Genomic DNA, 24,398 nt, shown 5'->3' on the forward strand with positions numbered 1-24,398 from the left:
CGCTGATGGAGATCCAGTCATGATTCCAGGAGAAATAGACGCCCTCCCCGGCGACATCGAAATCAACGCCGGCCTGCCGACCATTACCGTGGAAGTCACCAATACCGGCGACCGGCCGGTGCAAGTGGGCTCTCATTATCACTTTTTTGAAACCAACCCGGCGCTGTCCTTTCCGCGAGAGCATGCGCGCGGCTTCCGCCTGAACATCGCCGCTGGGACCGCCGTGCGTTTCGAACCCGGACAAACCCGCACGGTGGAGCTGGTCGCCCTGGGCGGCGAGCGCAAGGTTTACGGTTTCCGTGGCGATGTCATGGGCGCCTTATGACGACGCCCGGCGCGACAAAAATAAGGCAGCACGCAAACAGGTTACACAGCAGGACTTATCACCATGGCAAAGATTTCTAGAGCCGCCTACGCCGACATGTTCGGGCCAACCGTAGGCGACCGGGTGCGCCTGGGCGACACCGAATTATGGATTGAAGTGGAGAAAGATTACGCCGCCTACGGCCACGAAGTGAAATTCGGCGGCGGCAAGGTTATCCGTGACGGCATGGGACAGTCGCAACGCCCCAATACGGAAGCGGTGGACACCGTCATCACCAATGCACTGATCCTGGATCATTGGGGCATCGTCAAGGCGGATATCGGACTTAAGCAGGGTCGCATCGCCGCCATTGGCAAAGCAGGCAACCCGGATATTCAGGACAACATCGACATCATTATCGGTCCCGGCACCGAGGTCATTGCCGGCGAGGGCATGATCGCCACCGCTGGCGGCATCGACGCCCACATACATTTCATCTGTCCGCAGCAAATCGAAGAAGCGTTAATGTCCGGCGTCACCACCATGCTGGGCGGCGGCACTGGTCCCGCCACCGGCACCAACGCCACCACCTGCACGCCCGGCCCCTGGCATATGGGCAAGATGCTGCAAGCCGCCGACGCCTTTCCCATGAATCTGGGCTTTCTCGGCAAAGGCAACGCCAGTCTGCCGGCGGCGTTGGAAGAACAAATGCTCGCCGGAGCTATGGGCTTAAAGCTGCATGAGGACTGGGGCACCACCCCCGCCTCCATCGACAACTGCCTGAATATCGCGGAAAAATACGATGTGCAGGTGGCCATCCACACCGACACGCTGAATGAGTCCGGTTTTGTGGAGGATACGCTGGCCGCGTTCAAAGGTCGCACCATCCACACCTATCACACCGAAGGCGCTGGCGGCGGTCATGCGCCGGATATCATCAAAGCCTGCGGCGAATTGAACGTGCTGCCCTCCTCCACCAATCCGACCCGACCTTACACCATCAACACAGTGGACGAGCATCTGGACATGCTCATGGTGTGCCACCATCTGGACCCGGATATCCCAGAAGACGTCGCCTTCGCCGATTCCCGCATCCGCAAGGAAACCATCGCTGCGGAAGACATCCTGCACGATCTTGGCGCATTCAGCATGATCTCCTCCGACTCTCAGGCCATGGGACGGGTTGGCGAAGTGGTTTGCCGCACCTGGCAGACCGCCCACAAAATGAAAGTGCAGCGTGGCCCGCTGGCGCAGGACTCCGAGCGCGCCGACAACTTTCGCGCCAAGCGCTACATCGCCAAATACACCATTAACCCCGCCATCGCCCATGGCATCGCTCACGAGGTGGGATCACTGGAGCCCGGCAAGCTTGCGGATATCATTTTGTGGCGGCCGGCTTTCTTCGGGGCGAAACCCTCCCTGATCATCAAAGGCGGCATGATCGCCGCCGCTCCCATGGGCGACGCCAACGCCTCCATCCCGACGCCGCAGCCGGTGCACTATCGCCCCATGTTCGGCGCGTTCGGTCAGGCCATGCATCAGACCCGCCTCACCTTTGTCTGTCAGGCCGCTCTGGATAACGGGGTGAAAGAGCAATTCGGTTTGCAGTCCCCGCTCAGCGCCTGCCGCAACACCCGCACTGTCACCAAGAAAAGCATGGTGCTGAACGACCTGACGCCGCAGATGGAAGTGGATTCGCAAACCTATGAAGTGCGCGCCAACGGCGAGCTGCTGGTCTGCGAGCCCGCCAAGGTCCTGCCTCTGGCGCAGCGCTATTTTCTGTTTTAAAGATGGAGGGATGGCATGATTCGCATTACTGAACGCTACGTCGCGGAAACACAAACGCCCCCTATCGCGGGCGTCATCAGCCTCACTTATGACGAACGCAAACGCGGTCGCTTGCGCGCCAGAACGCAGTCCGGCGAGGAGGTCGGATTGTTTCTGGAGCGCGGTAAAACGTTACTCGACGGCGACCTGCTGGCGGCTGAAAACGGCGATATTTACGCCATCAGCGCCGCGCCGGAAACCGTAGCTACCGCGCAGGCCAGCGAAGCGCGTCAGTTTGCGCAGATTTGCTATCACCTGGGCAACCGACATACGCCGCTACAGATTGGCGAGCTCTGGGTGCGCTTCCAACCGGATCATGTTCTGGAGGATCTGTGCCGCCTGTATGGGTTGGAAGTCATTCACGAGTCTGCGCCGTTCAATCCTGAAAACGGCGCCTATGGCGGACATAGCGGACATGGCGGTCATCATCATGGCCACGACCAGTCTCACGATCAGAGTCGTCACGACGCCAGGGAACTCAGTGCGCGCTACCATTTTCACGGGCCGGATCATGAACATCCACATGGTCATGTTCACCTTCATTCGCACCCTCACGAGCATTAGAGGACTAGCCGCCCATGCCGCCTTTAGCGTTGCTGAAACTCATGAACCTGACCAGCCCGGCCTTGCCTGTGGGCGCATTCGCCTACTCGCAGGGCTTGGAGTGGGCCATTGATCACGGCGGCGTCGACACGCCGGAAAAAATCCACGACTGGTTACAGGGCGTGGTCAGTCAAGGGCTCGGGAAAACCGATCTGCCCGTGTTGTTCAAGCTGCTGCAGGCTTGGCGCGCCAATGACCACGAACAAATCACCTACTGGAACGCCTGGCTGCTCGCCGCGCGTGAAACCCAGGAGTTGCTGGACGAAGACCGCCATGTGGGCAAAGCCCTGGCCAAGCTGCTGCGAGACTTAGGCGTCCCCGGCGCGGAGCCCTGGCTGGAGCGACCGGCGTCCCTGCTGACGTTGTGGACGCTGGCCTGCGCGCATTGGGACATTGATGCGGAGAACGCCGCCCTGGGGTTTCTGTGGAGCTGGCTGGAAAACCAGATCGCCGTAGCGGGAAAGACATTGCCGCTGGCGCAGACGGCGGCGCAGCGCATATTACAGCGACTGATGCCCATTTTGGCGGAGACAGTTGCAGCCGCGACGCAGATAAAAGAAGAAAATTTCGGCGCATCCCTGCCCGGCTGGGCTATGGCTTGCGCCCGACACGAAACGCAATACTCGCGCCTGTTCCGATCCTGAACAGGGCGAGCAGGACAAGAAACATCATCTGGAGGTAACGCTTTTATGAGCACACAAACTTTGCGCGTCGGCATCGGCGGCCCGGTGGGTTCCGGCAAAACTGCGCTGGTGGCCCGTCTGTGTCAGGAACTGCGGGAACGCTTTAATATCGCCGTGGTCACCAACGATATCTATACGGAAGAAGACGCCCAGTTCCTGATCCGCAATCAGGCGCTCACTGAAGACCGCATTATTGGCGTAGAAACCGGCGGCTGCCCCCATACCGCCATTCGGGAGGACGCCTCCATGAACCTCGCCGCCATCGACACGCTGACAGCGCGCCATCCCGGACTCGATCTGGTGCTGGTGGAAAGCGGCGGCGACAACCTGAGCGCCACGTTCAGCCCGGAGCTGTCCGACCTTACCCTGTATGTCATCGATGTTTCCGCCGGCGACAAGATTCCCCGCAAAGGCGGTCCCGGCATCACCAAGTCCGACCTGTTGGTCATCAACAAGACCGATCTGGCGCCAATCGTGGGAGCCTCATTGGAGGTCATGGATCGCGACGCCAGGAAAATGCGCGGTGACAAACCCTTTATTTTCAGTAATATGAAGACCGGCGAAGGCCTGCAGGACATAATCAGTTTTATTATTGACCAAGGTATGCTGCAAGCGGCTTAGCGTCCCAAGCGGACGACGACACAGCACTCATTTCCAACAAGGGAGCAGATTAATGCGATTCACCAAAGCTCAATTTCTATTACTCACCGCAGGCCTGGGCGCCTCCATGGCCGCCGTCGCCCATCCGGGTCACGGCGTCGTCGGCGGATTTTTCTCTGGATTGACTCACCCCATGTTCGGCCTGGATCACCTTGTCGCCATGCTGGGCGTGGGCTTCCTGGCCTGGAAAACCGGCCAGAAAGCGCGTCTGTTGCTGGCGTTTCTGGGCGCCATGTTGACTGGCGGTTTGCTGGCTGCCTCAAGCGTGAGCCTGCCCATTCCTGAAGCCATGATCACAGCTTCTTTGTTCGTACTTGGCGCTGCGCTGCTGGTGGCGGGAAACAGCCGCATGCTGACTCTGGCGGCGGCTCCGCTGGTCGCTTTGTTTGCAATTTTCCATGGCTACGCCCACGTTGCGGAACAGCCTGCCGGCGCAGATTCTTTCAGCTACGTCAGCGGATTCATTCTGGCGACAGCGATGATTCAGCTGGTTGGTTGGGGCGTCGCGGCGCTGGCCAAACGTTATGAAAAAACCAACGCCACCCGCAAAACCCTTGGCGCTGGCGCGATCGCCACAGGCGTCGCCGCGGTCGCTTCCGCTTTCTGATATTGAGCGACTCCCTGCGTCCGTGCTGGCAGCCGCCCACGGACGCACTTTTCCCAACAACCCTCATACGTCGACTTCGCTGACGTCTTCTGTCCCACTGTAAAATCAGCGTTGGCGTTTCCCTCAATTTTTTCCTATGTTATTACCCTGCAGTAACGGAATAACGAGCAGTATCGGAGCTAGTAGTCCGCAGTTAGCGATTAATAAATGAAGGCTTCCGGCAGGAGTTTATTTAATGATCAGCGTCAAGTCGCTTCATAACGCGCGCAATCAAAATGAAACCTGCTATCTCCACAATAAAACTGCAACCTTAGTGAGGGATTACCACATGCATAATCAACAACAATTGGAGACTTTTTCTGACATCGAACTTTTACGGCTCGAAGAACTGATCACAATGAATTTCGACGCCTCCGATGAAGACAACCTGCGTGATTCGCTTGATTTTCTGCAGTCCATCGAAAGAGAACTGGGCTATCGCGGCCTGACTGAAAGTTTCGGTCTGGATCACTCCCAGGCGGCCTGATCCGTCACGGGCGAATTCAGCGGTATCGCCCCAACTTTGATTCTCTCACTCATTTTTTCTATCCAGATAAATTTCTATTTCTCACCAATTCCTATCTCCCATCTCAGACTTATTCGACCTTAAACGCGTCCGCAGCGTCTCCAGTGAGCGCATCGGCGTGAATTGCCGTACAATACCAGTCAGACCGTCGGCGGAATCATCCGCTAAATCATCAGCTTGTCCGGATTGCAGCACTCATGAAACTAGACGACATCAGACGCGAGTACCTCTATTCCGGCCTGTCCCGCAAAGACCTGGCCGACGACCCCATTGTTCAATTCAAAAACTGGTTGCAGATGGCGATCGACGCCGACCTGAACGCCGACCCCACCGCCATGTCCCTGGCGACGGTCAACGCGCAGGGCGTTCCCAGCCAGCGCATCGTATTGCTGAAAAACCTGGATGCCTCCGGATTCGTGTTCTACACCAACCTGGGCAGCCGCAAGGCGCAGAATATCGCGGAAAACGCCAACGTCAGCCTGCATTTCGCGTGGTTGCCGATGGAGCGTCAAATCTGCGTCACTGGCGTGGCGGAGAAGCTTTCCATTGCGGAAGCCACCCGCTATTTTCTGAGCCGTCCTCATGAATCCCAGGTCGCCGCCTGGGCGTCGCAGCAAAGCCAGGCGATAGGCTCGCGTGTATTGCTGGAACAGGCGTTCGAGCAGATGAAAAACCGCTTTAAGCAAGGCGAAGTGCCACTGCCCTCATTTTGGGGCGGTTATCGGGTAAGACCAGTGACGATTGAATTCTGGCAAGGCCGCGCAAACCGTTTGCACGATCGCTTTATATATAAGAAGGTCGGAGAGAGTTGGGAAGTTGAAAGACTGCAGCCATAAGCTGCAGTCTTCTAAGAGGCATAGAGGCCAACGAGGATCAGTCGTCCAAGCCGCCGCCGCTTTCTTCCATCACTTTACGCAGCTTGCTCATATGCGGCTTGACCGCCTCGACATCCGCAGGCGGCGCATTCTTGAATTTCTCCATCATCGCCAGCCCTTGCTGCATCATATCCCGCATCATTTTCTTCTGTTCCGCGCTGATATTCGGATTCTGTTCCAGCTCCGCCAATTGCTGCTTCATAGCCTCCATATCGACTTGCTGCCCCTGCATCTCAATCGCCGCATAGGCGCCGAAAATACGCAGCGCCGTGCTCGCCCATTCTTCTGGAGTGGAGAAACCGTAGTCTTCTACAATGTCTTCAACCTGACCATATAGTCCTGAGGCTTTCAGCGGCGCGACAATGTCGTCGATATTGCTGGGTATCATTTCGTTGTCTTTTTCGTATTTGGACAACTCTTCTTCGTGCTTGTCACCCCACTCCTGGACGGCTTTCTGGGACTTTATCCAGCGGTCGATGAGGTCTCCGGTGAGGGGCGCTTCCGCCTGAACAAACAAACTGAAGCAGAATGTGAACAATGCCACGCCTATTTTTGACAGAGTTCTACTATGCATATATTTCTCCGAGTTTCATTAGGTTGCGCTATCGAGTAAAAGCGTTTTCTAGTTTGTTATCGCATTTCGAAAATACGCTTCCGAGTTTAATGGATAATCCGTCTAACGCGCTAGCATAGGCTTTACTACACTCTAATTGTCTGAAGCAATTCAGAGTCTTTTTCATTTCATTTCTTCGTTTACCCTGCTTAAATACTTGCAGATACCAAGTAACAGTAGCGCTGATGGATCAGCGCTTTTTTTGTATTCGTTCCTCTATCCATACCGACTGCACCATAGGTTAAATCCAAGTGGCCAATTCGCCAAACGACCTGCTATTCGACTGGCTGACCGTCATGTCCCCGACTTGCGTTCTGAACATCGGCCCGGCGCAACCGCCCGCTTTGCGCAGATACTGCCGTGACGATCAGATAAAGGTGATCTGCGCTTCCACGCCTGCAGAGGTTGCGGCGGTCGACCACCAACCTGAAGCGGCGATTATCAGCGAGGCGGTGGAGAAACTTTCCTTGCAAACTGGACAAGCGTTGCTGGCGGCGCCGCGCAACTTGTTGATCCCCAATGTGCTGGCGACCATAGATCATAATCAGTCGCCTGAATGGGACTTTAATCACTTGATCGCACTGGGGTTTCGCCGACTGGCGATGTTTACGGATCATGATCGGGCGCTGGCGATCTACGCTTATTCCCTCACCGATTACAACCCCAAACGGGCCTGGAACAATGCGGAAAATTGGGCGAACCCGGAGATGTTCGGTAAGTATTGGTGGTAAACGCGGCGTCCGCGCAATGTGTTATGAGAGCATGCCGATCCAATCTACGCGAAACCGCGCAAGCACCCTTCCGCAAAGATCTCCAGGACTCTCTGCGCGTCAAAACAATCCTGTAAGTGCGCCTCCAGTTGCAACCGCTGCGCGGCTGGAATCTGATCGCGGTATACCGATAAATAAGCGGACATGATGGGACAGGTAAATTCAGGGTGGAACTGCACGCCCCAGGCGCGATCGCCATAGCGGAACGCCTGATGCTTCACCCGCCCGCTGCTGGCCAGATTCACCGCCCCTTCCGGCAGGGTTAACACAGACTGAGCGTGGGTCAGATGAGCATGAAAGGTGTGAGGCAAGCGCGAAAAGATATAATCATCACCGTCAGAAGCATGGTTGGTGATCAGCAGGGAACCGATTTCACGTCCGTCAGATTGATAGTCCACCGCGCCGCCCAAGGCGTCAGCCAATAACTGGTGACCGTAGCAGACTCCCAACAGCGGTAGACCTTGCTCTATCGCCAATCGCATCCAGCGTCCCAGATCTTCCGACCACTGCGCCCGGTCCGTTACCATCGCCGGTGAACCAGTAACGACGCAACCAATAAAATTTCCTTCCGGCGCATCGTGGTACATATGGGTATTCCACAAATGAGTAGAGATCCCCATTTTGTCGAAAACATCAATAAACCAACTATCAAAATTACCGAACTCTTCAAGGATCGCCGGATGCGTATCCCCGCAGAGCGCGATCAGCAGTTTTCCTGTTTCCATATCACCCAACGCCTTCATTATAGCCACGCCGCCCGCCTCTTCTGCGATCCCAACAGGACCCCATGGAACGGCAGCCGTATCTATTATAATTTAAGCCTCTACAAGCGCTTTTTACTAAATATAGTGATAAACCTGTCAGAAGTATGCGCTCTTTAGCGCTGACAGATAAGCTTGGTGACGAAAAGCGGCCTACATACCACCTGAAAACAGCGTAAAGAGCCAGCAAGCCCCGTTCTATGCCTTGGCGTAGTATGGGTAAAGAGAGCAAAGTGAGCGCAATCAACGCAACAAGCGAAGGAGATGAAAGTGCAGGATAAACAACACATCCGCGCCTGGGTCAGCGGCAAAGTCCAGGGGGTCTGGTATCGCAACTCCACCCGCCAGGTCGCCGAGCGCCTCCAGGTACACGGCTACGCCAAAAACCTGCCAGACGGCCGGGTCGAAGTACTCGCCTACGGCGACGCCAAAGCCGTCAGCCAACTCATAGACTGGCTCCACGACGGCCCCGAAGCCGCCATCGTCACAGAAGTCAAAACTGAACAGGTGGAAGGCGAAGCGACGCCGTTGGGGTTTGAGGTGTGTTAGGGGTAAAAGGTCTTAAGTACAGACCTGCTCCGACCCAAGTTGCCAAATCTACGGTCGAAGGCGAGACAAATAGAAACACTTCTGTTTAGCCATGCCAATCGAGTGAGTCTTGCTTCAGTTTCACTTTGGTTGCTCCAGCCAGTTTTAGAATAGCCACCAGGAAAGGCCCCACATAAACGCTACTTTCCACAAATATTTCATGCCCTTTCCTTTTCTTGATCACACTACCGCTTCCAAGGGCATCTCTGTAACTATAGAAGTCACCCAACCAGAGCCGGTAATCCTTATCTAACTCATCAAAATGCAATAAGTGTTCGGCGCTCTTTTTTATGTCTGGATAATCATCCAGCCACTCCAAATTTTGGCGCCCGTAATGAGGCGCTCTGATTAAGTCGACAATCTCTGGATTAAACTCGCCTAGCATTGCCTCCACCTCTGAGTTCTTCCCAGTAAACCGCCAGTCGAGTATTTGGTTAAGCACGTCTGCAATTACTGGATTGTCATGCTAAAAATAAATCTCGGTCGATACTCCACCCATTAACTCTCCTCCAAACTTTTTCCTAGGCCTGCACAGCAGCAGCGAATAGAAACAGAGCCACAAACGACGCTATCAATACTACGACTTAAGGACGGGTGACTGATTCACTGCTTCATTCAGTCATGGCGCAGCAAGAATAGCTTCGCAGGCAGCCAACCTTACTTCATCAGCTTCTCGAAGCAAGTATTCAATCAATGATCTCATATAGGTATTGAAGTCCGGATATGAGTCGCCAAACTCCTTCTCATAACCCGGAAACCAGTACTGCAGTCCAAATTCGCCAGTTACAGGATTATACTTTGACGTGTCTAGCGCTAAATGTCGGTCGTCCGGGTTGGATTTGATGAGCACAAAGCTCCTTGGCATCACATAACGCCATCGTCCATGTCGTCTTCTGCGAATATTCTTATAAAGACTGTTTGTCCGAATGATATGAAAGTAGGACTGATAACTCTCATCAAAAAGACAGAACTGCTCCGCATAGTATTTGCTCGCTTGCATAAAACGAACGAGAGATACAGGAAAATTCATTCCAAAATGGGAGTTAATACGCTCAATACTGCATTCGGTAGGTCGCGCTGACTCGTATTTCCCCTTGCAGAGAACATCAAAGAGATTTGGTAGCTTTTCCTCAGGAATCATTGCACTCCCAGGCTAATGGGCTGATAAGCATGTTTTCTTCGACAGATTAGCTCACTCTCGGGACTTTCTAACAGCTATCCGCGCCTCTCCGCTCATTTTCTTTGTCCAAGTCTTTTATGCCTGGCGCATTAGCCAACAGTCTGCGGCTTAACTCTTTAGAGAGGCCGATAAACAGTGTTGCGCTACTGTCCCAACATACGATTTCAAACAAAGCGCCGTCTAGCTGGGTACAGGGCGCGCCTTCCCAGAGCGCAGGGTTATCCTCGACATAAGGCAGGCTTGATGTGAAGGCTTCCGTTCCCTTCGGAAATGCGGATATAACAGCCCAGACAAACTGGTAATCGAACTCTTCAATCTTTGCTGCAAACTCTTCACCCAGCACCCAACTCGGGTCGACGATTCCACACCAGCCACCGTCTATATCGGATATGTGCCAGTCATAATCTCTCAGTTCAATTTCAAGCCAACCAGCAACGTCCTTCATGCTGGTGTAGAAGTTAACTTCTGGAACTCCCTTTTGGATGTAGTTCATTATTTAATCCCAGTTTGTAGTGCCCGCACAGCATCATTAATTGTCAGAAAAATCAGCGGCAATCGAATTCCGTACGCCACAGTATTAGGTGATTAACTAATTCTCACCGAAAGCTTCACAGAGGCCAGCATACCGGCAGCGTTGTCTACTTTATCTTTCCAGTAGAATGGACCTATGGTGATTTCGTTCTGACTCTGCAATAAAGCTTTGCACGCAACAATCGAAAGAGTCCTGAAATGCTCATCCACTTCCCGAATAGCCTTAAGCTGCGTAACGCTTAAGGAGTCTGGTATATCTACGGTGATAAACCAATCTGGCTCCACCTCAACATCGGCGCCATTCTCGTCGTCTTCGATGCAATCGCACTGAGGATAGTAGACGCCAGCGCTTTCAGATCCTTCAAACTCCAGCCAGGTTTCCGCCATGGGGACGCCACACGTCTTACATTTCATTATTTTGCTTGTCACGGTCAACCGCCCTCCACCATCAAGAACGTTTCGCCAGGGCATCCAGCGTAATCTCGCCAAATCGACTCAGTAGTTTCTTTTCCGCGTCGTCCATGGCGGTTTTTAGCGCTTCATTGATCGCCCTTTCAATAAAGCAATTTGAGTGTTCGTCGGTGAGACCCAACGTAAACAGGGTCGGCTCGCCAAGCGCATTATGCACGTCAAGTAAGGTGATTTCGTTCAGCGGTTTTATCAACGTCCAGCCGCCGCTGTGGCCTTTGGCGGAATCAACATATCCCTGCACTCGCAACATGCCCATGGTGCGGCGCACCACGACTGGGTTGGTCGACAGCATCTCAGCAATCTGCCCTGAAGTCATAGGTTTGTCGCTGGCGGCCAGGTGAATCAGCACGTGCAACACTCGGGATAATCGACTGTCTTTTCTCATCTTGCATCTCGTGTAATAGACGCCCAATCCTATCACGCAACTTTTAACGTTACATCAATTGTCTCGCGCACCCAACCTATGTAACATTTACAGTTACGTAAAAATGAGAGCACACATTCAGCAAAGCGAGCGACCCCCAAATGGATAAACAGCAACTGACACAACTATTCGACCAACAGGCGCCAAACTACGACACGCAGTGGCGACGAATGTCTCCAATTAATAATGGGCTGTATTTCTTCATGGAGACTATTCTTGGCGTCCTGCCAGAAAAAGCCCATCTACTGTGCGTGGGCGCCGGCACGGGTAAAGAACTGCTGCACTTAGCCCGGCACTTTCCTGAATGGCGTTTTACCGCCGTCGAACCGTCTGGCGAAATGCTGAATCAGTGCCGCAAAGCCGTTGAGCTGGCGGGGTTTACATCCAGGTGCGACTTTTATCAGGGCTATGTGGAGACACTTCCCAGTGAAGAGAAGTTTGATGGCGCCACCAGTCTGCTGGTTTCCCAATTCGTACTGGATCAACAGACCCGTAGTGAGTTTTTCCGCCATATCGCCGACAGACTAAAACCTGGAGGGCTTCTCGTTAGCGCAGATTTAGTCGCTGATACCCACAGCGAAATCTACGAGGAACAGTTAAATTTGTGGTTGCGACTGATGGCGAACGCAGCGGTATCGCAAGAGGATATTCAGCGGATGAAAGCCGCCTATAGTCAGGATGTCGCCGTACTGCCGACAGGCACAGTCGCGGCCATCATCAAAGCGGGTGGTTTTACGACGCCCATTCCCTTTTATCAGGCCGGCCTTATTGGCGCGTTCTTCGCACATAGCGCGTGACTGATTTGAACACAGCATGATTGAAGAGGTTGGCCGCCTCGTTTTCAAGCTATTAATCAGGCAGACAAATAGCTTCCTTCTATTTGTTGCAACGACTGGGCCTGCACATATCAGGCCCAGTCTCCCGCGGCTAGCCGCCGCGCAGGCGCATCCATGCGCCTGACTATTAACATGTCAATATCATTACCATGTTAATACCAGTAAAGGTGGCGATCTTCCTTGTCCATTCGAAGAAAAGACGCCACTCTTTTTCGATAAATCAGGGTGAGACGATATATTTCATGCCCCCTGTTGAACCAGTTCCTTTATCTTTACCGCCTTTTCGAAGTGGTCCAGTTTATTGGTTAAAATCCACCATTCAGCGGCTTCCATTAACAACTCAGGGTCATCATTTTTATTGACGAAAAAAGCATAAAACGACACACCGACATTGACGCCTTTAGCCGCAATTTTCTGATCACAGACATCAATGATCTTCTTCCTCAAACTTTCTCTCATTACATCTCCTCAAGTATCGACGCCGGGAACGTACAGGTAAAAAGCTTTAAACATCATCAGAGCAGAAAACCGTCGCGTACATTTCGATGAATAACTTTTATTTCCCCAGAATTTCCGGCCAAACTTTCCGTTTAACATTCTTGACTAAATAGTTTTCAATTTCAGCACGAACAAGCTCAACGCTTACGCTTGAGCCCTTTTCTATTATATCTTTCGGTTGTTTATACCAACGTCGCAATGAAGCCTTCAATTGAGGGCAAACTTTATCTCTAGACTGGTAAATAGATCCACAAATCTCACATAATCGTTGATCCTTCCTGAACAATAATTGGGTTATGGAGCCGTGCAGGAATACAGTATAAGGAAGGCTCTCGCTCACTTCGTGTGGAGAATGGTTGTTAAAGTCCGTGAGTCCAGAAGAAAATGTTTCGCCGCAACTTTCACATGAAGACTCGCCCTTGCAAGGAACTTCAGAGGCAATTTCATTTTCACAATATGGGCATCTCATACCTTGATCTCTTTACCCGGAGGGTGTTGCTCAAACCAGGAGACAATTTGAGGCATATGCTGTTCGAAGTTGCCTGGGGTTGATATGTTTAAAACGCCTGCGCGGAACGCGCTTCGATTCTCAAAGTCGTGAGTGACGCCACTGGGGGCGAGAACAAAACTGCCTTTTGGCGCTTCCGTCCATGCTTCGCCAATGAGAAAGCTCATTGTTCCTTCTATAACAAAAAATATGTCATCTTCATTGTGGCTATGAGCCCCCGGTCCTTTTGAGCATGGCTCTAACCACCATTCGGAAATTGAATAAGCTCCAGCAGACTCCTCGCCATCCGCTTTGAATATGGCTGAAATAGGCCCCATAGAGTATGAACGACCTTGGCCTGACGCTATGAATATAGGCTGTCGATCTTCGTGTTTCATATTCAATGCTCCGTATTTTTCAGCTAACGCCTCATTGTAGGATGCTGCCTGGCATCCTTCTGATTATTTTGTTAGGTGTTATCATAGCCACACTCGTTGACGAGCATAAGCCCATCAATATCACTGTGAACAGAGATTAATCAGTCATCGCGGTCGAATTGGAGTTGGTATTACAGTGTCTATATTCGAGCGTTTTACAAGCCCTGCCACATTGTGGGTATGTGGCCACTATCAGCACCCGAGGGTGCTCCGAGCCGCCGCTGAGTCAGAAAAAGCTGCGAAAATTTTAGCCTGGATTGATGCACACCGGTTGCACAGGACACATACAAAAACATGAGATATTTACTTTTAACTCTTTTACTTTCACTTACCGGATGTTCTGTAGAGTTTGGGCCTGAGCCGGTTAAAGAAGGCCCTGCAGGCGCCGTATGGGCAGGAGGTGCGGACGGCGGCGTTTTTCTATACGTAAAAGATGATGGCAATCCCAACGACCGCATCTATCTTGGGAAAATTTATTACGAGCACGATTCCTCAATCTGGTACGACGGGCGCTTAGAGCTGGTTGGCGTTATTGCTTTCGATCCTTCCGATAAAACCCAATACGCAGTCTGGGATGGTGACTATCTACACCTGAAACAAGGGGGATATCTAAAGTCTCTGGATGAACCGCGCGAGCCTACGCCATAGCCGTCCGTTTTAAACTACGGAACACTATGATTGGCAAGGTAGAGGCAATTAAACGGGGCGGACAGTGCAGGAATTGGTTTTAAAAGTTGAGACTAGGTAGAGTTACAGTATTTCTTAATGAATTCATTAGAACGGGCAATATAGTCGAGTGCGCAATACGCGCATGCGAAAGGCATAAAATTTAGTTGATAGCGAAGATGACACTTTCAAGTAGCCAGCAAGAGCAACTTTGGATAGACGCCTGGAACGATCTTGACGATTTATTGGCTCAGAATCAGTTCTCATTTATCTTGTTACCAGACTATGTGGAAGCTAATTTAGAGCAGGCGCAAGGATGGATTCAGAGCCACGTTTATGCAGACTATAAAATTCACTTTGAGATTGCCTTCTACAAAGGGAAAAAACCCATTTTCATTAACGCAAAAAAGTGCAGCTGAATGCCCATTTACTCAATCAAACTAACGAGACCGAGCCCTTGATTTACTTCTGCTTCTAAACACATGAATAGATACATATTAAACGGAAAAAATATAAGAAATTTAGAAGCCCTTTACCGAGAGTTCGCAAGGTCTGTAAACGCTCCCAATGGATACTTTGGTAAATGCCTTCAAAGCTTCGATGATTGTTTGTTCGGAGGATTTGGCTTAGAGACACCCTGTGAAATAATTTGGGAAGATGCAGAGTTTTCTAGGAGCGCTATGGATAGTTTTGCTTTAGAAGCCTACTGCTTATCATTAATCGAGGGTTGCCCTCTCTTAAACAAAGAGGGCTTTGAAAAAGGCAAGGCGTGGGTTTATACCACACTCGCCGCCGCCAGATCTGGCAGTAAGACTTTGTTTGATGAGGTCATAGAATTAATCGAATCCGTACCAGCAAGGGCCAGTTGGAATCACAAAATTACACTGCACATCAAGTAAAGACCCCGATAGCCACTGCAACCAAAGCCGTCCCTTTCCATAGAAGTAGAGAAATGATGCGTAAACGCCTACTCCTATCAAAATTAACAGCCCACTTAGCCATAGTGAGCGCCTGCATACTCACTACGACACTAGTTGCTTCCTGCACGTCTACGAGCAAAAGCGTTGCTGGGCGATCCAACGGTCCGGAAAGAAGTCTGGTTGATGACTTTGACTATATCGTTCCGATTTTGGATGAGGATCATTTCCGCATCTGCACGGGCCTTATTCTGAAACACGGACTGGTGGTTACCGCCAAGCACTGTTTTCGGGACGACTCCAAGAAAGGCAATTATTATCTCGCCTACTCTGAGGACGGCTCGATTAATCAAAACGATCTTTATATCCCCGTCGCCTCGTTCGAATATGACAGTGCGGTTGAAGGTATCAACGATCTGGCGGTCGTGCATTATGACCCTGGTTATACCGAGGGGAAGCTGGCGCTTAAGGATATCCATCTAAACTTCGGTCCAGCTCCAGAAGCAGGCGCGCCGCTGTTTTCAGTCGGCTATCCCATTGTTAAAACGCAGAGTACCTTGAGGGTCAGCTCCGCCAAATGTCAGCGCAAGCATCGATCAGGAAGGCTATTGTCCTCGCCCAAATCTCCAGGGTACGACGGCGTGTTGTTCGATACGGACTGTCCCGCCTTCTGGGGGAATTCCGGCGCGCCGGTCTTCAACGCCCGCTACGATGATCTGGGTAATGTGGAGTTAATATCGCTGGAAGGCGTTATCACGCATACCTTTGATCTGGTTAGTAATGGGGATCTTGATTATCGAAAAATGAAACACGACGCTTTCGGCCCATATATGACGTCGAATTATTCGCCGCTTGGTCAGTCCGTACGCCTAAAGGAAATATTGAAGGCTCTATAAGAGAGAGCCTTCTCCCGAGGCCTCAACAACGAGCCTTGCGATCAAGTCCTGCAACGTCTTCGTCTCCTCCCACCCAGGAAAAGCGCGAAAACATAGCGTCACGGCAGGGTTTTCATGGAGCTGAAGGTAACCGCCTTCCCCAGGTTGAGCTTCATTATAGGAGCGACATGTCGGGAACTGCGTAAACCCCGTCATGCCCGGCTGGTAGAGCCGATACTGAGCCGCAATGGGTTCAAACTGGGACTCTGCGTGCGCTGTCAGGATGGCGTCATGAAGCACGCCGGCAAGTAGACAAAACCGACGATACTGAACCGGGAAACCATTCCACTCATGTCGCCCACGACTCCAACGTTGGAGTTACGCTTTGCTGAAAGTTGTTCACGAGAAACACCAAGTCAAACGATAACAATCCAGAGCAGGCGGCGACATGGAATGGTTTCCGTCAGATCATCAATTCAATAAATTCATGCAACGCTGATAATCACTATAGCTATGATGGCTCAACACATAGTTAGAGGGATAAGGATTGTTACAATAAGCGTCGGCTTGCCCATGACTGATTGTCGACCGTCTATCCAGTCCATTCTGCCCTGGAACTTCCACCATAAAATAAAAAGAGCAGTATTTCGGAGAACCTTGTTCATCATAAGAAGAGCAAGTCGCCGTTAAGCTTTCGCCTTGTTTCCAGGTTTCTTGATAGGCAAAGAAATCGCCGCGGGTTGTATAGTCATTCCCTTCAAACTGACGACTGTCGCAAACCGTCTCGCCACCCTTGGCGACACAGGTTTCGTTTTCAGCGCCATTGGTATTGTCATACGCCCAAACACCGTTAATTTTCAGATCCTGATTGGAGAGGTTCTGGTGATACGCTGTTCTGGAATGTGGCGTATACACAAAGCTCTCATCAAAAAACGGCGCTCTCACACTTTGATATGCCGGGGAAGCAGCGTCACTCGGGTTGTAGTCCGCCATGAAAAGTTCGCAGGTAAAGTTTGAAAAGAGCTGGAACTGGCCGTTGTCATTCGCGCCTACCGGCAAGCTTCCTTGCGAGTCGCAGGCCACTATCGAGTCTTTGGAAATCAACAAACCCTGACCTGGAAAATTAATCTCCACCGTGGATTTTGGCCACTGCGGCCCATCGCCTTTATGCTGATTGAAGCAGACCGCCTCATTCTGCGTCACCGTCAATTTATCTTCATACTGGCCATAAGAAGCGGGATGAATAAATATGCAGACGTCTACGCCAGCATTCTTGATCTCAGAAAAAGGCGCAGCATCGAGCTTGAATACAGCTTTACGCAACACTTTGGTATCGCTACTGCTACTGCGTATATAACCCACAGTGTTGTATTCGCTTGTAGCAGGCCTGGTCCAGTCAGCCGGAAAGTGATTCGGGCTGACCTGCCCTTTGCTGGTAAGCTGAGTTTGAAACAAAGCAACTTCATCGGCATAGGCGCCGAAAGTTAACATTGAGATGAGTGTGAATTTAGTAATTCCAGACAGAAAGGTTCGGCCTTGCATAGTTTATTAAACCGCCATATAAAAAGTGAACAGATTCTATTCTCTTTCAGCCGAATATGCACTGCGTCTGCCCCCGATACAATCAATTCAGCGATCACAATTCAACCGAATAGATAATATGTGCCGCTCACACTAAATCACTTTGGCTTTATTACAGTGTATATATTGAAACTGATATGATTCGCCATTCACTTAAAAGTCTGAGGTCACATGAAAACAGTAGAAGGCGATTTACTGGCGCTGGCGCAAGCTGGTTACTTTGATGTCATTATCCATGGCTGCAATTGCCAGTGCCAGATGGGACGTGGGATCGCTTTGACGATCAAAAATACGTTTCCGGATGCTTACAAAGCGGATTTAAAAACGGAAAAAGGCGCTCGGGACAAGCTGGGGACTTACTCCTGCGCCGAGATCACCAGCAGCGATACATCCTTCACGATTGTTAACGCCTATACCCAGTTCCACTGGCGTGGCGCTGGCGACTTGGCGGACTATGAGGCGATTCGCTCTGTCATGAGAAAGATCAAGACTGACTTCTCCGGCAAACGCATCGGCTATCCATTGATTGGCGCAGGCCTGGCGGGTGGGAACTGGGAGCGGATAGCCGCCATTATAAACGAGGAGCTACAAGGCGAAGACCACACATTGGTTAAATGGAACGGCGCTTCCGCCTAGGGGTCATACCCCCACACAAACACTTGGCCGCCGGTTTCAAAGTTACCCTGAATATTGATCTCGTTGAGTAGCTTGCCACCGCTGGCCGGGTCGCCGGTATTGTTGAGATAAATGCCTTTCATGCTGTAGCCATCGCCGACGAAGTTGACCCGCTCAGGCAATTGCAGAACCATGTGGCCGCCATCGTCCACGTCCAGTTTCAGAGGCCCTTCTATATCCATAGCGATGGAGATTTCATCGGTGAAATAGTAGGTCTGGGCGCCGCCATCATGTTCTGTGGTGATGTAGTTGTAGCGAAACCCTCGGGTGCGGCGACCGTCGCTTTCATCCTGTGGCGTGCCGGGGTCGTCCAGACCGCCATCATGAGCGTTGATGCGCACCCGGGGAATTTCGATGATCAAGCCGCTTTGCGCCGATACCTGCGACAGCTCTCCTTCCTCCATACCACGTAATTCCGAGGTGGCCATGTCGGAGGCGGTTAGCGCCAGACTCACCAGCATTGTGCGGCTCAGAAGACGTTTGTTAGTGACTTGCTTGCGCTGTTTCATTGTCACTCCGCCTAGTTGCGCACGTTGAAGATAAGATGATCCAGGGTGACGCCATGGATTCTGGATTCATTTAGCTTCGATTGCGTCATCTGCGCCTGAAATGTCAGATCCACTTTAGGGAAATTAGGATCGTAATCTGGATGTTGCGTATCCGGCAGCCCCCCTCCTGAGGGGATGATGCCGCCGTCTTCCGTAAAAGGCTGCGGGTCGGAATAGGCGAAGCGCAAGCCGTTGGGCGCAGCTTCAAAGGTAGCGGACTGCAGGTGTAAATTTTCCAGTTTGAAATTGTAGAGAATGAAATCCGTGGCGGGATCGAACACGCCATCGCCTATCTGAGATTCGACCAGCCACTCGGGAATCAAAAGTTCATTGATGTCCACATTGAGCAGCATCCCCTGACGCGAATCCGCGCCGCGGCTGCCGTCATCGACTCGTGCGCTTTCTATCTTATAGCCCTCAGGAGTCCCGCTATAGGCTACGCCGCCTAGAATGGAAATGTCATTCATCGACACGCTACCCAGCATAGTGTGCTCCGACGGCGTACCTCCGGCGCGGATATTAGGGTTGTTTGGATTAGGGACGTCCGGATTGCCGAACTCTTCATTGAAACGCACGTCCAAATTGCGCCAGCCTTCCATTCCAGGCAGCCCGATACGCAACATGGGAAGCCCAGCGCCCGAGCTATTCACCAGAGAACCGTCCATCTCCACCAGACTGAAGGTCAATGGCGATTCAAATGTGCCGATCGCATCAGCGGAAAGCTGGAACTCTTGCAACCCCAGGCTGGAGCCGTCTGCAGCAATGATATTGATACTGCCCGCTTCCGCACCGTCTATCGCCATCCCTTTGAACCTGACGTTATCGAAAGCGAAGCTGAACCCGCTGCGGCCGTCAACCTGCCCCAGTTCCTCATCGGTCATCGCCTCCATCGCCATGGCGGCGGCGCTGAGCGCCAGGCAGCAGAACGCCAACACAGATTGCGGATGTTTCATGGTTCCCTCCCGCTACAGTTCATCGTCGTTTTAAAACAACTTATTGTTCTGATATCCCATGCGTGGGTTGTCATCCCCGACGCCAAAAAATATCTGCTGCAACGTCGGCCCCACGTCGGTATGCGCCTCCAGATATCCGTCTGTCGGATTATTGGGATCGTTGAAGGGAATACCGAAATTCCAGCCCGGCAAATCCGGCCGTGAATCGGGGATGATCCCTTCAAGATGCTGCGACCACATGGCTCCGTTGATCGAACCATTTTGATTCGACATCAGATTACCCGCACCCTGCACAAAGGAAATATAGAAGTTTTTGACGTTGTGATAATCGAGGCTGGTCACATTCGAAAGGTTCAACTCCTTCCCGCCATAGCTGTAACCAATGCCAGCGTTGCCGGTCAGGCCGACATTGTCTGGAGTAAAACCGCACATGCCGCCATTGCACACCCACTCGCCGGGCGCCGGCGTTTGCGGATAATTACCGGAGCCATCCGGCATGTATCCGATAATGTTGACGAAGGTGTCCTTGGTGCCGCTGCCATATATCTGCGAGCGCACCAGCCCACCCAGATCCGCCATGATGCTCAATGCCGGGATGTAACCGGAGATGGAGTCGATAGTCACCGGCGTCGAGCCATCGACTCTGCCGAAGCCAAAGCGAATGCCGCGAATGGTGTCCGTCCCGTCAGCATGATGCTGCTTCTGGATTTCCAGATAGGGGTCTTCAAACACAAAGGGCTCTTGCGCCGACTTGCCGAAACCAAAGTTTCTCAGCGCCACATCGGGCACGCCCTGGCCATTTTCATCTTTATAAATGGAGTTATTGGCGCCGCCATAGTCGCCGAGGGTCAGCTCTTCTGCGAAAGCATGCAGTTCACCGGAGCCATTCAGCTGAAGCCGATAAACCGTGGCGTCCACGGACTCAGTTTGCGTGCGCTGTTCCACCCGGGTAAATCCAATACCGGGATTTTTGATGAACTCGATGCCGGTCAACTGGCTCAAGTTGTAATTGATGTCCGTTGCGGAAAACTCCAATGCGGACTGAGCGGAAATTTCGCCCATTTCCTGATCCGCCATCGGCTTCAGCTCACTATGGGCGACAGGATGGCCCAACGCAGGCAGCAGACACAACAGAGTTCTCCACGTTCCTTTGGGTATAAGGTCCATCTCCGTTCCTCTTTATTCTTATTCATTCAGTACTGCACTTCCAACTATGCTCACTGCTGTCGAACAGAGGGCTGACGCTCGCTGCAAAGACCTAGGTTCGACAAAAATAAAACTAACACTTGTTAATTTTTAAACAAGAAGAGGAATAGGAAATATTTTTACAAGCGAGATATTCGGCACAAAAAACACATTAAATGCGCTTAAAATTGGCCTAAAATTGAATTTGAGCGCAATTATTGCACTATTGACAGGAGTTTTCGCCGATCCGAACAGTTGTTAGGAATTACTTCCAGCATGGTCGCAAGCCGGCGAACTACTCCACAGGAATTGACGTCACCGCGCCTTTCGCCATGACTTCCGAACCATAAATAGCCATACGCGCCTGAATAATCGTACGTTCAATGATTTCATTGCGTTTCTCCGTATTGGCGGACAGGCTTTCAACCCCCGCCTGAAACGCGCAATTAACCAGCATTTCAGAGAGATAAAGTGGGTGTGCAACCGGTCTGTCCGTCGCTGTCCCCACCTCCGCCAGCGGCTTGGCCATGGCCTCCACCACATGCTTCACTTCACGTTCAATTGCATCCCGAAACGCCTGCACGCGCCCTACCCGTTCCGCTGCGACAAAATGAAACAGGTCGCCATTCTCTTCCAGATAACGCGCAAAGACGCGAATCGTGCGGCGCACCACCCCTTCCCGCACATCCACCTCTTTCCAGGTTTGCCGCATCAAACGACGCAGAGTCAGCCCCGCCTCATCAATAATCGCCAGGCCCAGTTCCTCAAGATTCGGGTAGTAGTTATAAAACGTCGGCGGCGCGATCCCCGCCTCACGGCAAATCTCCCGCAGACTCACCCCGGAATACCCTTTCGTCCGGCACAGACGCAGTGCAGCGTTACAGATATTACGATTAACTTGTTGTTTCTTCTCGGCTCTTACGGCCATAGCGGTGGTTACCAATAGCTGCCAGAAAATCGTGAGCTTATATCATATTAGCTCTACTAGTTATATCCATTATTACATTTAATAACTAAATTCATGAATCACCGTGCGCACATAAACTAGACAATCTAGGGTTTATCGATATTCCCAACAAGAAATTAATTTTCTATGGTAAATACCAGTCGTCCCACCAGCCTTTCGTCACAACAGGAAAAAGTATATTACTTAATCTGAAAATTATGGCGACAAGGATAACAAAAGATCTGGAGAAGCTATAAATCTACTAATGGAGAGTATGGAATGCTTATATTAGACGGAAATTACATTGCATTGCGGCAAGGGGATTCAGATTCACGAAAAATCTGGGGAGGTGAAGCCCGAAACACTGAAGATGCAGATTATGTAAAGCAACTTCAGGAGAGACTTGCTGAGGTCGAAGCCTATTCTGGAGAAAGTGATGGTGAGTTTGGCCCTAATACAGCGAAAGCGCTCAGATTTTTTCAGTGGACGGCCAAGGAGGTCGGACTAGAAAGCTGCTCCGTATACTCTTTTAATATGTCTCCAACCGGAATTTATGACATAAACTCATATAAAGAGCTTGATAAGTGGATCTCTCAAAAGGCGGTAGTTGGCGGCGACTTGGTTCGCATTAAAGAGAGCTCTTTCAGTAATATTGAGTTGGGGCCTTATTTCAAGAAAATTGAACACCCAAATATTAATGATAATGAATTTGTAGTTTCTCTGGCGCTCGCCCCTTATCTTGTTTACATGAACAAGGAAGCGAAAAAGTACGGTATTATCATTAAACTGAACCAAACCCTCCGTTTAGTTAATACAGTAGTTAGCGGCAGCGTCGTCACTCCAGCTAAAAAGTCCCAGCACTTCATAGGACATGCTATTGATTGCAATTTAATGGATGGTGATAACTGGAACAGCTCAACCACTTTTTCTCAAGGAAAGGAGAGCGAGAACGCAAAGAAATTTATCGCTTCGGTAAAATCTCAGCTTATTAGATGGGGTGGCGACTTTCAGGAGCGTGATACGCCTCATTTTGATTACAAGCTTGACTCCAGCACAGAAGCCTACACTTTCAAACACTACTTGAATCAAAAGATGATCTCCAATAAAGAACTCATCTCTATTTGGGAGCCCTTACATGGCTAGATGTAAACACAGGCTACAGATTAGCCTGGCTTTAATTCTCACTACCTGCTTATCTGCAGGTTGCTCTACTACGAACGCCGTAGAGAGCAATAATAAAAATGCTCAAATACAATTATTTCTGCAAGATTCGCCAATGAGTGAGTCTGAGCTTTATGCTGATTGGGCCGCCTACTTGAATGATTTTAAAAGTGCTGAAGGTGAGAACTTGAGCATCAATCATGCCCTTAATGCATCTCCTACTCTGAATAATATTAACCTGAATGGCTTCAAGGAAAAGTATTCCACCCTCTTTGTAGTATCTGATCATGCCTGTTATCTCTATACAGGCCCGATATTAGAACCCGCCGTCTACGATTTCATTCACAAAATCTCGACTCAGCAAGACATACCTGAGTTTTTGACTCAGTTCAGTCCAGAGGCATTAAAGGGCAGACTGACGATTGGCGAGTATTCTGTTAACTGTCAGTAGCTACTTGGCGGGTCGCCGCCTCGATACAAGGCAATACTTTCTCGGCCCGGCATCCGTTGAGGCCGGCGCCCCAGGCGGCGTTGGCTTCGATAGTCGCCCAGCCGCGCTGAGGGATATAGCCGATATCGATCACGCAGGTTGCCGGCAAGTGTTCGCTGTGAGCAAGTTGTCTGGCGAATTTCAAGCCGTCCTCAAGCGCTCCGTCGCCTTCGTAGAGCGCGGCGTCGAGAATTTCTCCCCGCCAGACAAAGCAACGTATTTCGCAGGCGAAATGCACGATTTCCGAGTGAAGCACCGGCGTATCCGGCTCCAATCCTCGGGTTTCCACGTCTAAATCATTTGGGCTTGCATAGACGGAAGCTTTGAACAACTTAGGCGCAGCAGGTTTCAGGAAAGCCGGAAATGGCGAGGTCATCGCCATAGATAAAGGCAGCAGCGTTACTGAGCGCTGCAACGCCTGTTGCGGCAGTTGCACCAACAGGTCGTCCGCAGGTGAAATCAGGTCAAGACCCAACTTCTGCGCCAACACCAGCGCAAAGGTGTCATTGCCATAGACGCGCACTTTGGCCGGATCATAGGAAGGAGGCTCCCAGAATCGTCCCAGCCGGGATACCTCGCCTCCGGCGGCGCTCCATGCCGCCGCCACAGAATCACGCTCTGGGTCGCTCTTTTCCGGGATAACCAAGGTCAACCCGGCAAGGGTCGCAGGCTCAGTCAAAA

At 51.4% G+C, this 24,398-nt stretch carries 34 protein-coding genes and 1 pseudogene; 20 read left to right on the plus strand and 15 right to left on the minus strand.

Annotation, left to right across the window (positions count from 1 at the left end):
• Window positions 1-19 precede the first annotated feature (19 nt).
• The 8 genes from O5O45_RS15625 (at window position 20) to pdxH (ending at window position 6,085) form a co-directional block, all read left to right on the plus strand.
• Window positions 20-325, plus strand: a complete 306-nt coding sequence (locus O5O45_RS15625) for an urease subunit beta (RefSeq protein WP_305906127.1) — start codon at window positions 20-22, stop codon at window positions 323-325.
• A gap of 63 nt (window positions 326-388) precedes the next feature.
• Window positions 389-2,092 (plus strand): urease subunit alpha, encoded by a 1,704-nt coding sequence (ureC, locus tag O5O45_RS15630; protein ID WP_305906128.1) that lies wholly within the window; start codon window positions 389-391, stop codon window positions 2,090-2,092.
• Window positions 2,093-2,107: 15 nt separating this feature from the next.
• On the plus strand, window positions 2,108-2,695 hold the full coding sequence (gene ureE, locus O5O45_RS15635; protein ID WP_305906129.1) for an urease accessory protein UreE: 588 nt from the start codon (window positions 2,108-2,110) through the stop codon (window positions 2,693-2,695).
• Between the two features lie 14 nt (window positions 2,696-2,709).
• A complete protein-coding gene (locus O5O45_RS15640) occupies window positions 2,710-3,378 on the plus strand; it encodes an urease accessory protein UreF (protein WP_305906130.1) in 669 nt (222 codons plus the stop codon).
• A 45-nt stretch (window positions 3,379-3,423) separates the two neighbouring features.
• A complete protein-coding gene (gene ureG, locus O5O45_RS15645; RefSeq protein ID WP_305906131.1) occupies window positions 3,424-4,038 on the plus strand; it encodes an urease accessory protein UreG in 615 nt (204 codons plus the stop codon).
• 52 nt (window positions 4,039-4,090) lie between these two features.
• Complete coding sequence (locus O5O45_RS15650; protein ID WP_305906132.1) at window positions 4,091-4,684, plus strand: HupE/UreJ family protein; 594 nt, start codon at window positions 4,091-4,093, stop codon at window positions 4,682-4,684.
• A gap of 328 nt (window positions 4,685-5,012) precedes the next feature.
• Window positions 5,013-5,210 (plus strand): hypothetical protein, encoded by a 198-nt coding sequence (locus O5O45_RS15655; RefSeq protein WP_305906133.1) that lies wholly within the window; start codon window positions 5,013-5,015, stop codon window positions 5,208-5,210.
• Window positions 5,211-5,446: 236 nt separating this feature from the next.
• On the plus strand, window positions 5,447-6,085 hold the full coding sequence (pdxH, locus tag O5O45_RS15660) for a pyridoxamine 5'-phosphate oxidase (protein WP_305906134.1): 639 nt from the start codon (window positions 5,447-5,449) through the stop codon (window positions 6,083-6,085).
• 37 nt (window positions 6,086-6,122) lie between these two features.
• Here the strand turns inward: pdxH and O5O45_RS15665 are convergent, their stop codons facing one another.
• A complete protein-coding gene (locus tag O5O45_RS15665) occupies window positions 6,123-6,698 on the minus strand; it encodes a hypothetical protein (RefSeq protein WP_305906135.1) in 576 nt (191 codons plus the stop codon).
• Between the two features lie 290 nt (window positions 6,699-6,988).
• On the opposite strand from O5O45_RS15665, the gene O5O45_RS15670 reads away from it, so the two are divergent.
• Window positions 6,989-7,468: a DUF6231 family protein gene (locus O5O45_RS15670; protein ID WP_305906136.1), complete on the plus strand. Its 480-nt coding sequence runs from the start codon at window positions 6,989-6,991 to the stop codon at window positions 7,466-7,468.
• Window positions 7,469-7,512: 44 nt separating this feature from the next.
• Here O5O45_RS15670 and O5O45_RS15675 read toward each other — a convergent pair whose 3' ends face one another.
• Entirely contained in the window at window positions 7,513-8,250 is a 738-nt protein-coding gene (locus O5O45_RS15675; RefSeq protein ID WP_305906211.1) for a glutamine amidotransferase, read from the minus strand.
• Between the two features lie 282 nt (window positions 8,251-8,532).
• Here O5O45_RS15675 and O5O45_RS15680 point away from each other — a divergent pair, with 282 nt between their 5' ends.
• Window positions 8,533-8,817, plus strand: coding sequence for an acylphosphatase (locus O5O45_RS15680; protein ID WP_305906137.1), 285 nt, complete (start codon window positions 8,533-8,535; stop codon window positions 8,815-8,817).
• Window positions 8,818-8,902: 85 nt separating this feature from the next.
• Here O5O45_RS15680 and O5O45_RS15685 read toward each other — a convergent pair whose 3' ends face one another.
• The 5 genes from O5O45_RS15685 to O5O45_RS15705 all read right to left on the minus strand — a co-directional run bounded on the left by O5O45_RS15685 (window position 8,903) and on the right by O5O45_RS15705 (window position 11,423).
• Window positions 8,903-9,241 (minus strand): hypothetical protein, encoded by a 339-nt coding sequence (locus O5O45_RS15685; RefSeq protein WP_305906138.1) that lies wholly within the window; start codon window positions 9,239-9,241, stop codon window positions 8,903-8,905.
• A gap of 234 nt (window positions 9,242-9,475) precedes the next feature.
• Window positions 9,476-9,997: a hypothetical protein gene (locus O5O45_RS15690; RefSeq protein ID WP_305906139.1), complete on the minus strand. Its 522-nt coding sequence runs from the start codon at window positions 9,995-9,997 to the stop codon at window positions 9,476-9,478.
• Window positions 9,998-10,064: 67 nt separating this feature from the next.
• A complete protein-coding gene (locus tag O5O45_RS15695; protein ID WP_305906140.1) occupies window positions 10,065-10,529 on the minus strand; it encodes a hypothetical protein in 465 nt (154 codons plus the stop codon).
• Between the two features lie 92 nt (window positions 10,530-10,621).
• Complete coding sequence (locus tag O5O45_RS15700) at window positions 10,622-10,981, minus strand: hypothetical protein (protein ID WP_305906141.1); 360 nt, start codon at window positions 10,979-10,981, stop codon at window positions 10,622-10,624.
• 34 nt (window positions 10,982-11,015) lie between these two features.
• A complete protein-coding gene (locus tag O5O45_RS15705) occupies window positions 11,016-11,423 on the minus strand; it encodes an Rrf2 family transcriptional regulator (RefSeq protein ID WP_127972229.1) in 408 nt (135 codons plus the stop codon).
• A 140-nt stretch (window positions 11,424-11,563) separates the two neighbouring features.
• Between O5O45_RS15705 and O5O45_RS15710 the strand changes: the two genes are divergently transcribed.
• Window positions 11,564-12,259 (plus strand): class I SAM-dependent methyltransferase, encoded by a 696-nt coding sequence (locus O5O45_RS15710; RefSeq protein ID WP_305906142.1) that lies wholly within the window; start codon window positions 11,564-11,566, stop codon window positions 12,257-12,259.
• 279 nt (window positions 12,260-12,538) lie between these two features.
• On the opposite strand, the gene O5O45_RS15715 is transcribed toward O5O45_RS15710, so the two are convergent.
• Both O5O45_RS15715 and O5O45_RS15720 read right to left on the minus strand, forming a co-directional pair.
• A complete protein-coding gene (locus O5O45_RS15715; protein ID WP_305906143.1) occupies window positions 12,539-12,757 on the minus strand; it encodes a DUF6500 family protein in 219 nt (72 codons plus the stop codon).
• Window positions 12,758-13,261: 504 nt separating this feature from the next.
• A complete protein-coding gene (locus O5O45_RS15720; RefSeq protein WP_305906144.1) occupies window positions 13,262-13,681 on the minus strand; it encodes a cupin domain-containing protein in 420 nt (139 codons plus the stop codon).
• Between the two features lie 333 nt (window positions 13,682-14,014).
• Between O5O45_RS15720 and O5O45_RS15725 the strand changes: the two genes are divergently transcribed.
• The 6 genes and pseudogenes from O5O45_RS15725 (at window position 14,015) to O5O45_RS15745 (ending at window position 16,490) form a co-directional block, all read left to right on the plus strand.
• Entirely contained in the window at window positions 14,015-14,368 is a 354-nt protein-coding gene (locus O5O45_RS15725) for a hypothetical protein (RefSeq protein WP_305906145.1), read from the plus strand.
• Between the two features lie 197 nt (window positions 14,369-14,565).
• Window positions 14,566-14,805 (plus strand): hypothetical protein, encoded by a 240-nt coding sequence (locus tag O5O45_RS15730; protein ID WP_305906146.1) that lies wholly within the window; start codon window positions 14,566-14,568, stop codon window positions 14,803-14,805.
• Between the two features lie 63 nt (window positions 14,806-14,868).
• Window positions 14,869-15,060, plus strand: a pseudogene (locus O5O45_RS31995) (barstar family protein); the annotation flags it as partial.
• Between the two features lie 6 nt (window positions 15,061-15,066).
• Complete coding sequence (locus tag O5O45_RS15735; RefSeq protein WP_305906147.1) at window positions 15,067-15,285, plus strand: hypothetical protein; 219 nt, start codon at window positions 15,067-15,069, stop codon at window positions 15,283-15,285.
• 56 nt (window positions 15,286-15,341) lie between these two features.
• Window positions 15,342-16,199, plus strand: a complete 858-nt coding sequence (locus O5O45_RS15740; RefSeq protein ID WP_305906212.1) for a S1 family peptidase — start codon at window positions 15,342-15,344, stop codon at window positions 16,197-16,199.
• A 114-nt stretch (window positions 16,200-16,313) separates the two neighbouring features.
• Window positions 16,314-16,490 (plus strand): hypothetical protein, encoded by a 177-nt coding sequence (locus O5O45_RS15745; protein WP_305906148.1) that lies wholly within the window; start codon window positions 16,314-16,316, stop codon window positions 16,488-16,490.
• A gap of 159 nt (window positions 16,491-16,649) precedes the next feature.
• Here the strand turns inward: O5O45_RS15745 and O5O45_RS15750 are convergent, their stop codons facing one another.
• Window positions 16,650-17,720, minus strand: a complete 1,071-nt coding sequence (locus tag O5O45_RS15750; protein ID WP_305906149.1) for a hypothetical protein — start codon at window positions 17,718-17,720, stop codon at window positions 16,650-16,652.
• A gap of 210 nt (window positions 17,721-17,930) precedes the next feature.
• Here O5O45_RS15750 and O5O45_RS15755 point away from each other — a divergent pair, with 210 nt between their 5' ends.
• Complete coding sequence (locus O5O45_RS15755) at window positions 17,931-18,395, plus strand: macro domain-containing protein (protein ID WP_305906150.1); 465 nt, start codon at window positions 17,931-17,933, stop codon at window positions 18,393-18,395.
• Here O5O45_RS15755 and O5O45_RS15760 read toward each other — a convergent pair.
• The 4 genes from O5O45_RS15760 to fabR form a co-directional block, all read right to left on the minus strand.
• Window positions 18,392-18,943 (minus strand): hypothetical protein, encoded by a 552-nt coding sequence (locus tag O5O45_RS15760; RefSeq protein ID WP_305906151.1) that lies wholly within the window; start codon window positions 18,941-18,943, stop codon window positions 18,392-18,394. The two genes, O5O45_RS15755 and O5O45_RS15760, sit on opposite strands and share 4 nt — an antisense overlap.
• A gap of 11 nt (window positions 18,944-18,954) precedes the next feature.
• Entirely contained in the window at window positions 18,955-19,935 is a 981-nt protein-coding gene (locus O5O45_RS15765; RefSeq protein ID WP_305906152.1) for a hypothetical protein, read from the minus strand.
• A 30-nt stretch (window positions 19,936-19,965) separates the two neighbouring features.
• Window positions 19,966-21,102, minus strand: coding sequence for a hypothetical protein (locus O5O45_RS15770; RefSeq protein ID WP_305906153.1), 1,137 nt, complete (start codon window positions 21,100-21,102; stop codon window positions 19,966-19,968).
• Window positions 21,103-21,415: 313 nt separating this feature from the next.
• A complete protein-coding gene (gene fabR, locus O5O45_RS15775; protein ID WP_305906154.1) occupies window positions 21,416-22,048 on the minus strand; it encodes an HTH-type transcriptional repressor FabR in 633 nt (210 codons plus the stop codon).
• 297 nt (window positions 22,049-22,345) lie between these two features.
• Between fabR and O5O45_RS15780 the strand changes: the two genes are divergently transcribed.
• Both O5O45_RS15780 and O5O45_RS15785 read left to right on the plus strand, forming a co-directional pair.
• Window positions 22,346-23,209 carry a M15 family metallopeptidase gene (locus O5O45_RS15780; RefSeq protein WP_305906155.1) on the plus strand — a complete coding sequence of 288 codons (864 nt, stop codon included), beginning with the start codon at window positions 22,346-22,348 and terminating at the stop codon, window positions 23,207-23,209.
• Window positions 23,202-23,678 carry a hypothetical protein gene (locus tag O5O45_RS15785; protein ID WP_305906156.1) on the plus strand — a complete coding sequence of 159 codons (477 nt, stop codon included), beginning with the start codon at window positions 23,202-23,204 and terminating at the stop codon, window positions 23,676-23,678. Before O5O45_RS15780 ends, O5O45_RS15785 begins: the two co-directional genes overlap by 8 nt.
• Here the strand turns inward: O5O45_RS15785 and O5O45_RS15790 are convergent.
• Window positions 23,665-24,396, minus strand: coding sequence for an ATP-grasp domain-containing protein (locus tag O5O45_RS15790; protein ID WP_305906157.1), 732 nt, complete (start codon window positions 24,394-24,396; stop codon window positions 23,665-23,667). The genes O5O45_RS15785 and O5O45_RS15790 overlap by 14 nt on opposite strands.
• Window positions 24,397-24,398 lie beyond the last annotated feature (2 nt).

The organism is Hahella sp. HNIBRBA332 (assembly GCF_030719035.1).
GTDB lineage: Bacteria > Pseudomonadota > Gammaproteobacteria > Pseudomonadales > Oleiphilaceae > Hahella.

Bases quoted from the DNA above. Each gene is read 5' to 3' on its own strand.
- O5O45_RS15625 (WP_305906127.1), top strand. From the start codon at position 20: ATGATTCCAGGAGAAATAGACGCCCTCCCCGGCGACATCGAAATCAAC.
- ureC (WP_305906128.1), top strand. From the start codon at position 389: ATGGCAAAGATTTCTAGAGCCGCCTACGCCGACATGTTCGGGCCAACC.
- ureE (WP_305906129.1), top strand. From the start codon at position 2,108: ATGATTCGCATTACTGAACGCTACGTCGCGGAAACACAAACGCCCCCT.
- O5O45_RS15640 (WP_305906130.1), top strand. From the start codon at position 2,710: ATGCCGCCTTTAGCGTTGCTGAAACTCATGAACCTGACCAGCCCGGCC.
- ureG (WP_305906131.1), top strand. From the start codon at position 3,424: ATGAGCACACAAACTTTGCGCGTCGGCATCGGCGGCCCGGTGGGTTCC.
- O5O45_RS15650 (WP_305906132.1), top strand. From the start codon at position 4,091: ATGCGATTCACCAAAGCTCAATTTCTATTACTCACCGCAGGCCTGGGC.
- O5O45_RS15655 (WP_305906133.1), top strand. From the start codon at position 5,013: ATGCATAATCAACAACAATTGGAGACTTTTTCTGACATCGAACTTTTA.
- pdxH (WP_305906134.1), top strand. From the start codon at position 5,447: ATGAAACTAGACGACATCAGACGCGAGTACCTCTATTCCGGCCTGTCC.
- O5O45_RS15665 (WP_305906135.1), bottom strand. From the start codon at position 6,698: ATGCATAGTAGAACTCTGTCAAAAATAGGCGTGGCATTGTTCACATTC.
- O5O45_RS15675 (WP_305906211.1), bottom strand. From the start codon at position 8,250: ATGAAGGCGTTGGGTGATATGGAAACAGGAAAACTGCTGATCGCGCTC.
- O5O45_RS15680 (WP_305906137.1), top strand. From the start codon at position 8,533: ATGAAAGTGCAGGATAAACAACACATCCGCGCCTGGGTCAGCGGCAAA.
- O5O45_RS15685 (WP_305906138.1), bottom strand. From the start codon at position 9,241: ATGCTAGGCGAGTTTAATCCAGAGATTGTCGACTTAATCAGAGCGCCT.
- O5O45_RS15690 (WP_305906139.1), bottom strand. From the start codon at position 9,997: ATGATTCCTGAGGAAAAGCTACCAAATCTCTTTGATGTTCTCTGCAAG.
- O5O45_RS15695 (WP_305906140.1), bottom strand. From the start codon at position 10,529: ATGAACTACATCCAAAAGGGAGTTCCAGAAGTTAACTTCTACACCAGC.
- O5O45_RS15700 (WP_305906141.1), bottom strand. From the start codon at position 10,981: ATGAAATGTAAGACGTGTGGCGTCCCCATGGCGGAAACCTGGCTGGAG.
- O5O45_RS15705 (WP_127972229.1), bottom strand. From the start codon at position 11,423: ATGAGAAAAGACAGTCGATTATCCCGAGTGTTGCACGTGCTGATTCAC.
- O5O45_RS15710 (WP_305906142.1), top strand. From the start codon at position 11,564: ATGGATAAACAGCAACTGACACAACTATTCGACCAACAGGCGCCAAAC.
- O5O45_RS15715 (WP_305906143.1), bottom strand. From the start codon at position 12,757: ATGAGAGAAAGTTTGAGGAAGAAGATCATTGATGTCTGTGATCAGAAA.
- O5O45_RS15720 (WP_305906144.1), bottom strand. From the start codon at position 13,681: ATGAAACACGAAGATCGACAGCCTATATTCATAGCGTCAGGCCAAGGT.
- O5O45_RS15725 (WP_305906145.1), top strand. From the start codon at position 14,015: ATGAGATATTTACTTTTAACTCTTTTACTTTCACTTACCGGATGTTCT.
- O5O45_RS15730 (WP_305906146.1), top strand. From the start codon at position 14,566: ATGACACTTTCAAGTAGCCAGCAAGAGCAACTTTGGATAGACGCCTGG.
- O5O45_RS15735 (WP_305906147.1), top strand. From the start codon at position 15,067: ATGGATAGTTTTGCTTTAGAAGCCTACTGCTTATCATTAATCGAGGGT.
- O5O45_RS15740 (WP_305906212.1), top strand. From the start codon at position 15,342: ATGCGTAAACGCCTACTCCTATCAAAATTAACAGCCCACTTAGCCATA.
- O5O45_RS15745 (WP_305906148.1), top strand. From the start codon at position 16,314: ATGGAGCTGAAGGTAACCGCCTTCCCCAGGTTGAGCTTCATTATAGGA.
- O5O45_RS15750 (WP_305906149.1), bottom strand. From the start codon at position 17,720: ATGCAAGGCCGAACCTTTCTGTCTGGAATTACTAAATTCACACTCATC.
- O5O45_RS15755 (WP_305906150.1), top strand. From the start codon at position 17,931: ATGAAAACAGTAGAAGGCGATTTACTGGCGCTGGCGCAAGCTGGTTAC.
- O5O45_RS15760 (WP_305906151.1), bottom strand. From the start codon at position 18,943: ATGAAACAGCGCAAGCAAGTCACTAACAAACGTCTTCTGAGCCGCACA.
- O5O45_RS15765 (WP_305906152.1), bottom strand. From the start codon at position 19,935: ATGAAACATCCGCAATCTGTGTTGGCGTTCTGCTGCCTGGCGCTCAGC.
- O5O45_RS15770 (WP_305906153.1), bottom strand. From the start codon at position 21,102: ATGGACCTTATACCCAAAGGAACGTGGAGAACTCTGTTGTGTCTGCTG.
- fabR (WP_305906154.1), bottom strand. From the start codon at position 22,048: ATGGCCGTAAGAGCCGAGAAGAAACAACAAGTTAATCGTAATATCTGT.
- O5O45_RS15780 (WP_305906155.1), top strand. From the start codon at position 22,346: ATGCTTATATTAGACGGAAATTACATTGCATTGCGGCAAGGGGATTCA.
- O5O45_RS15785 (WP_305906156.1), top strand. From the start codon at position 23,202: ATGGCTAGATGTAAACACAGGCTACAGATTAGCCTGGCTTTAATTCTC.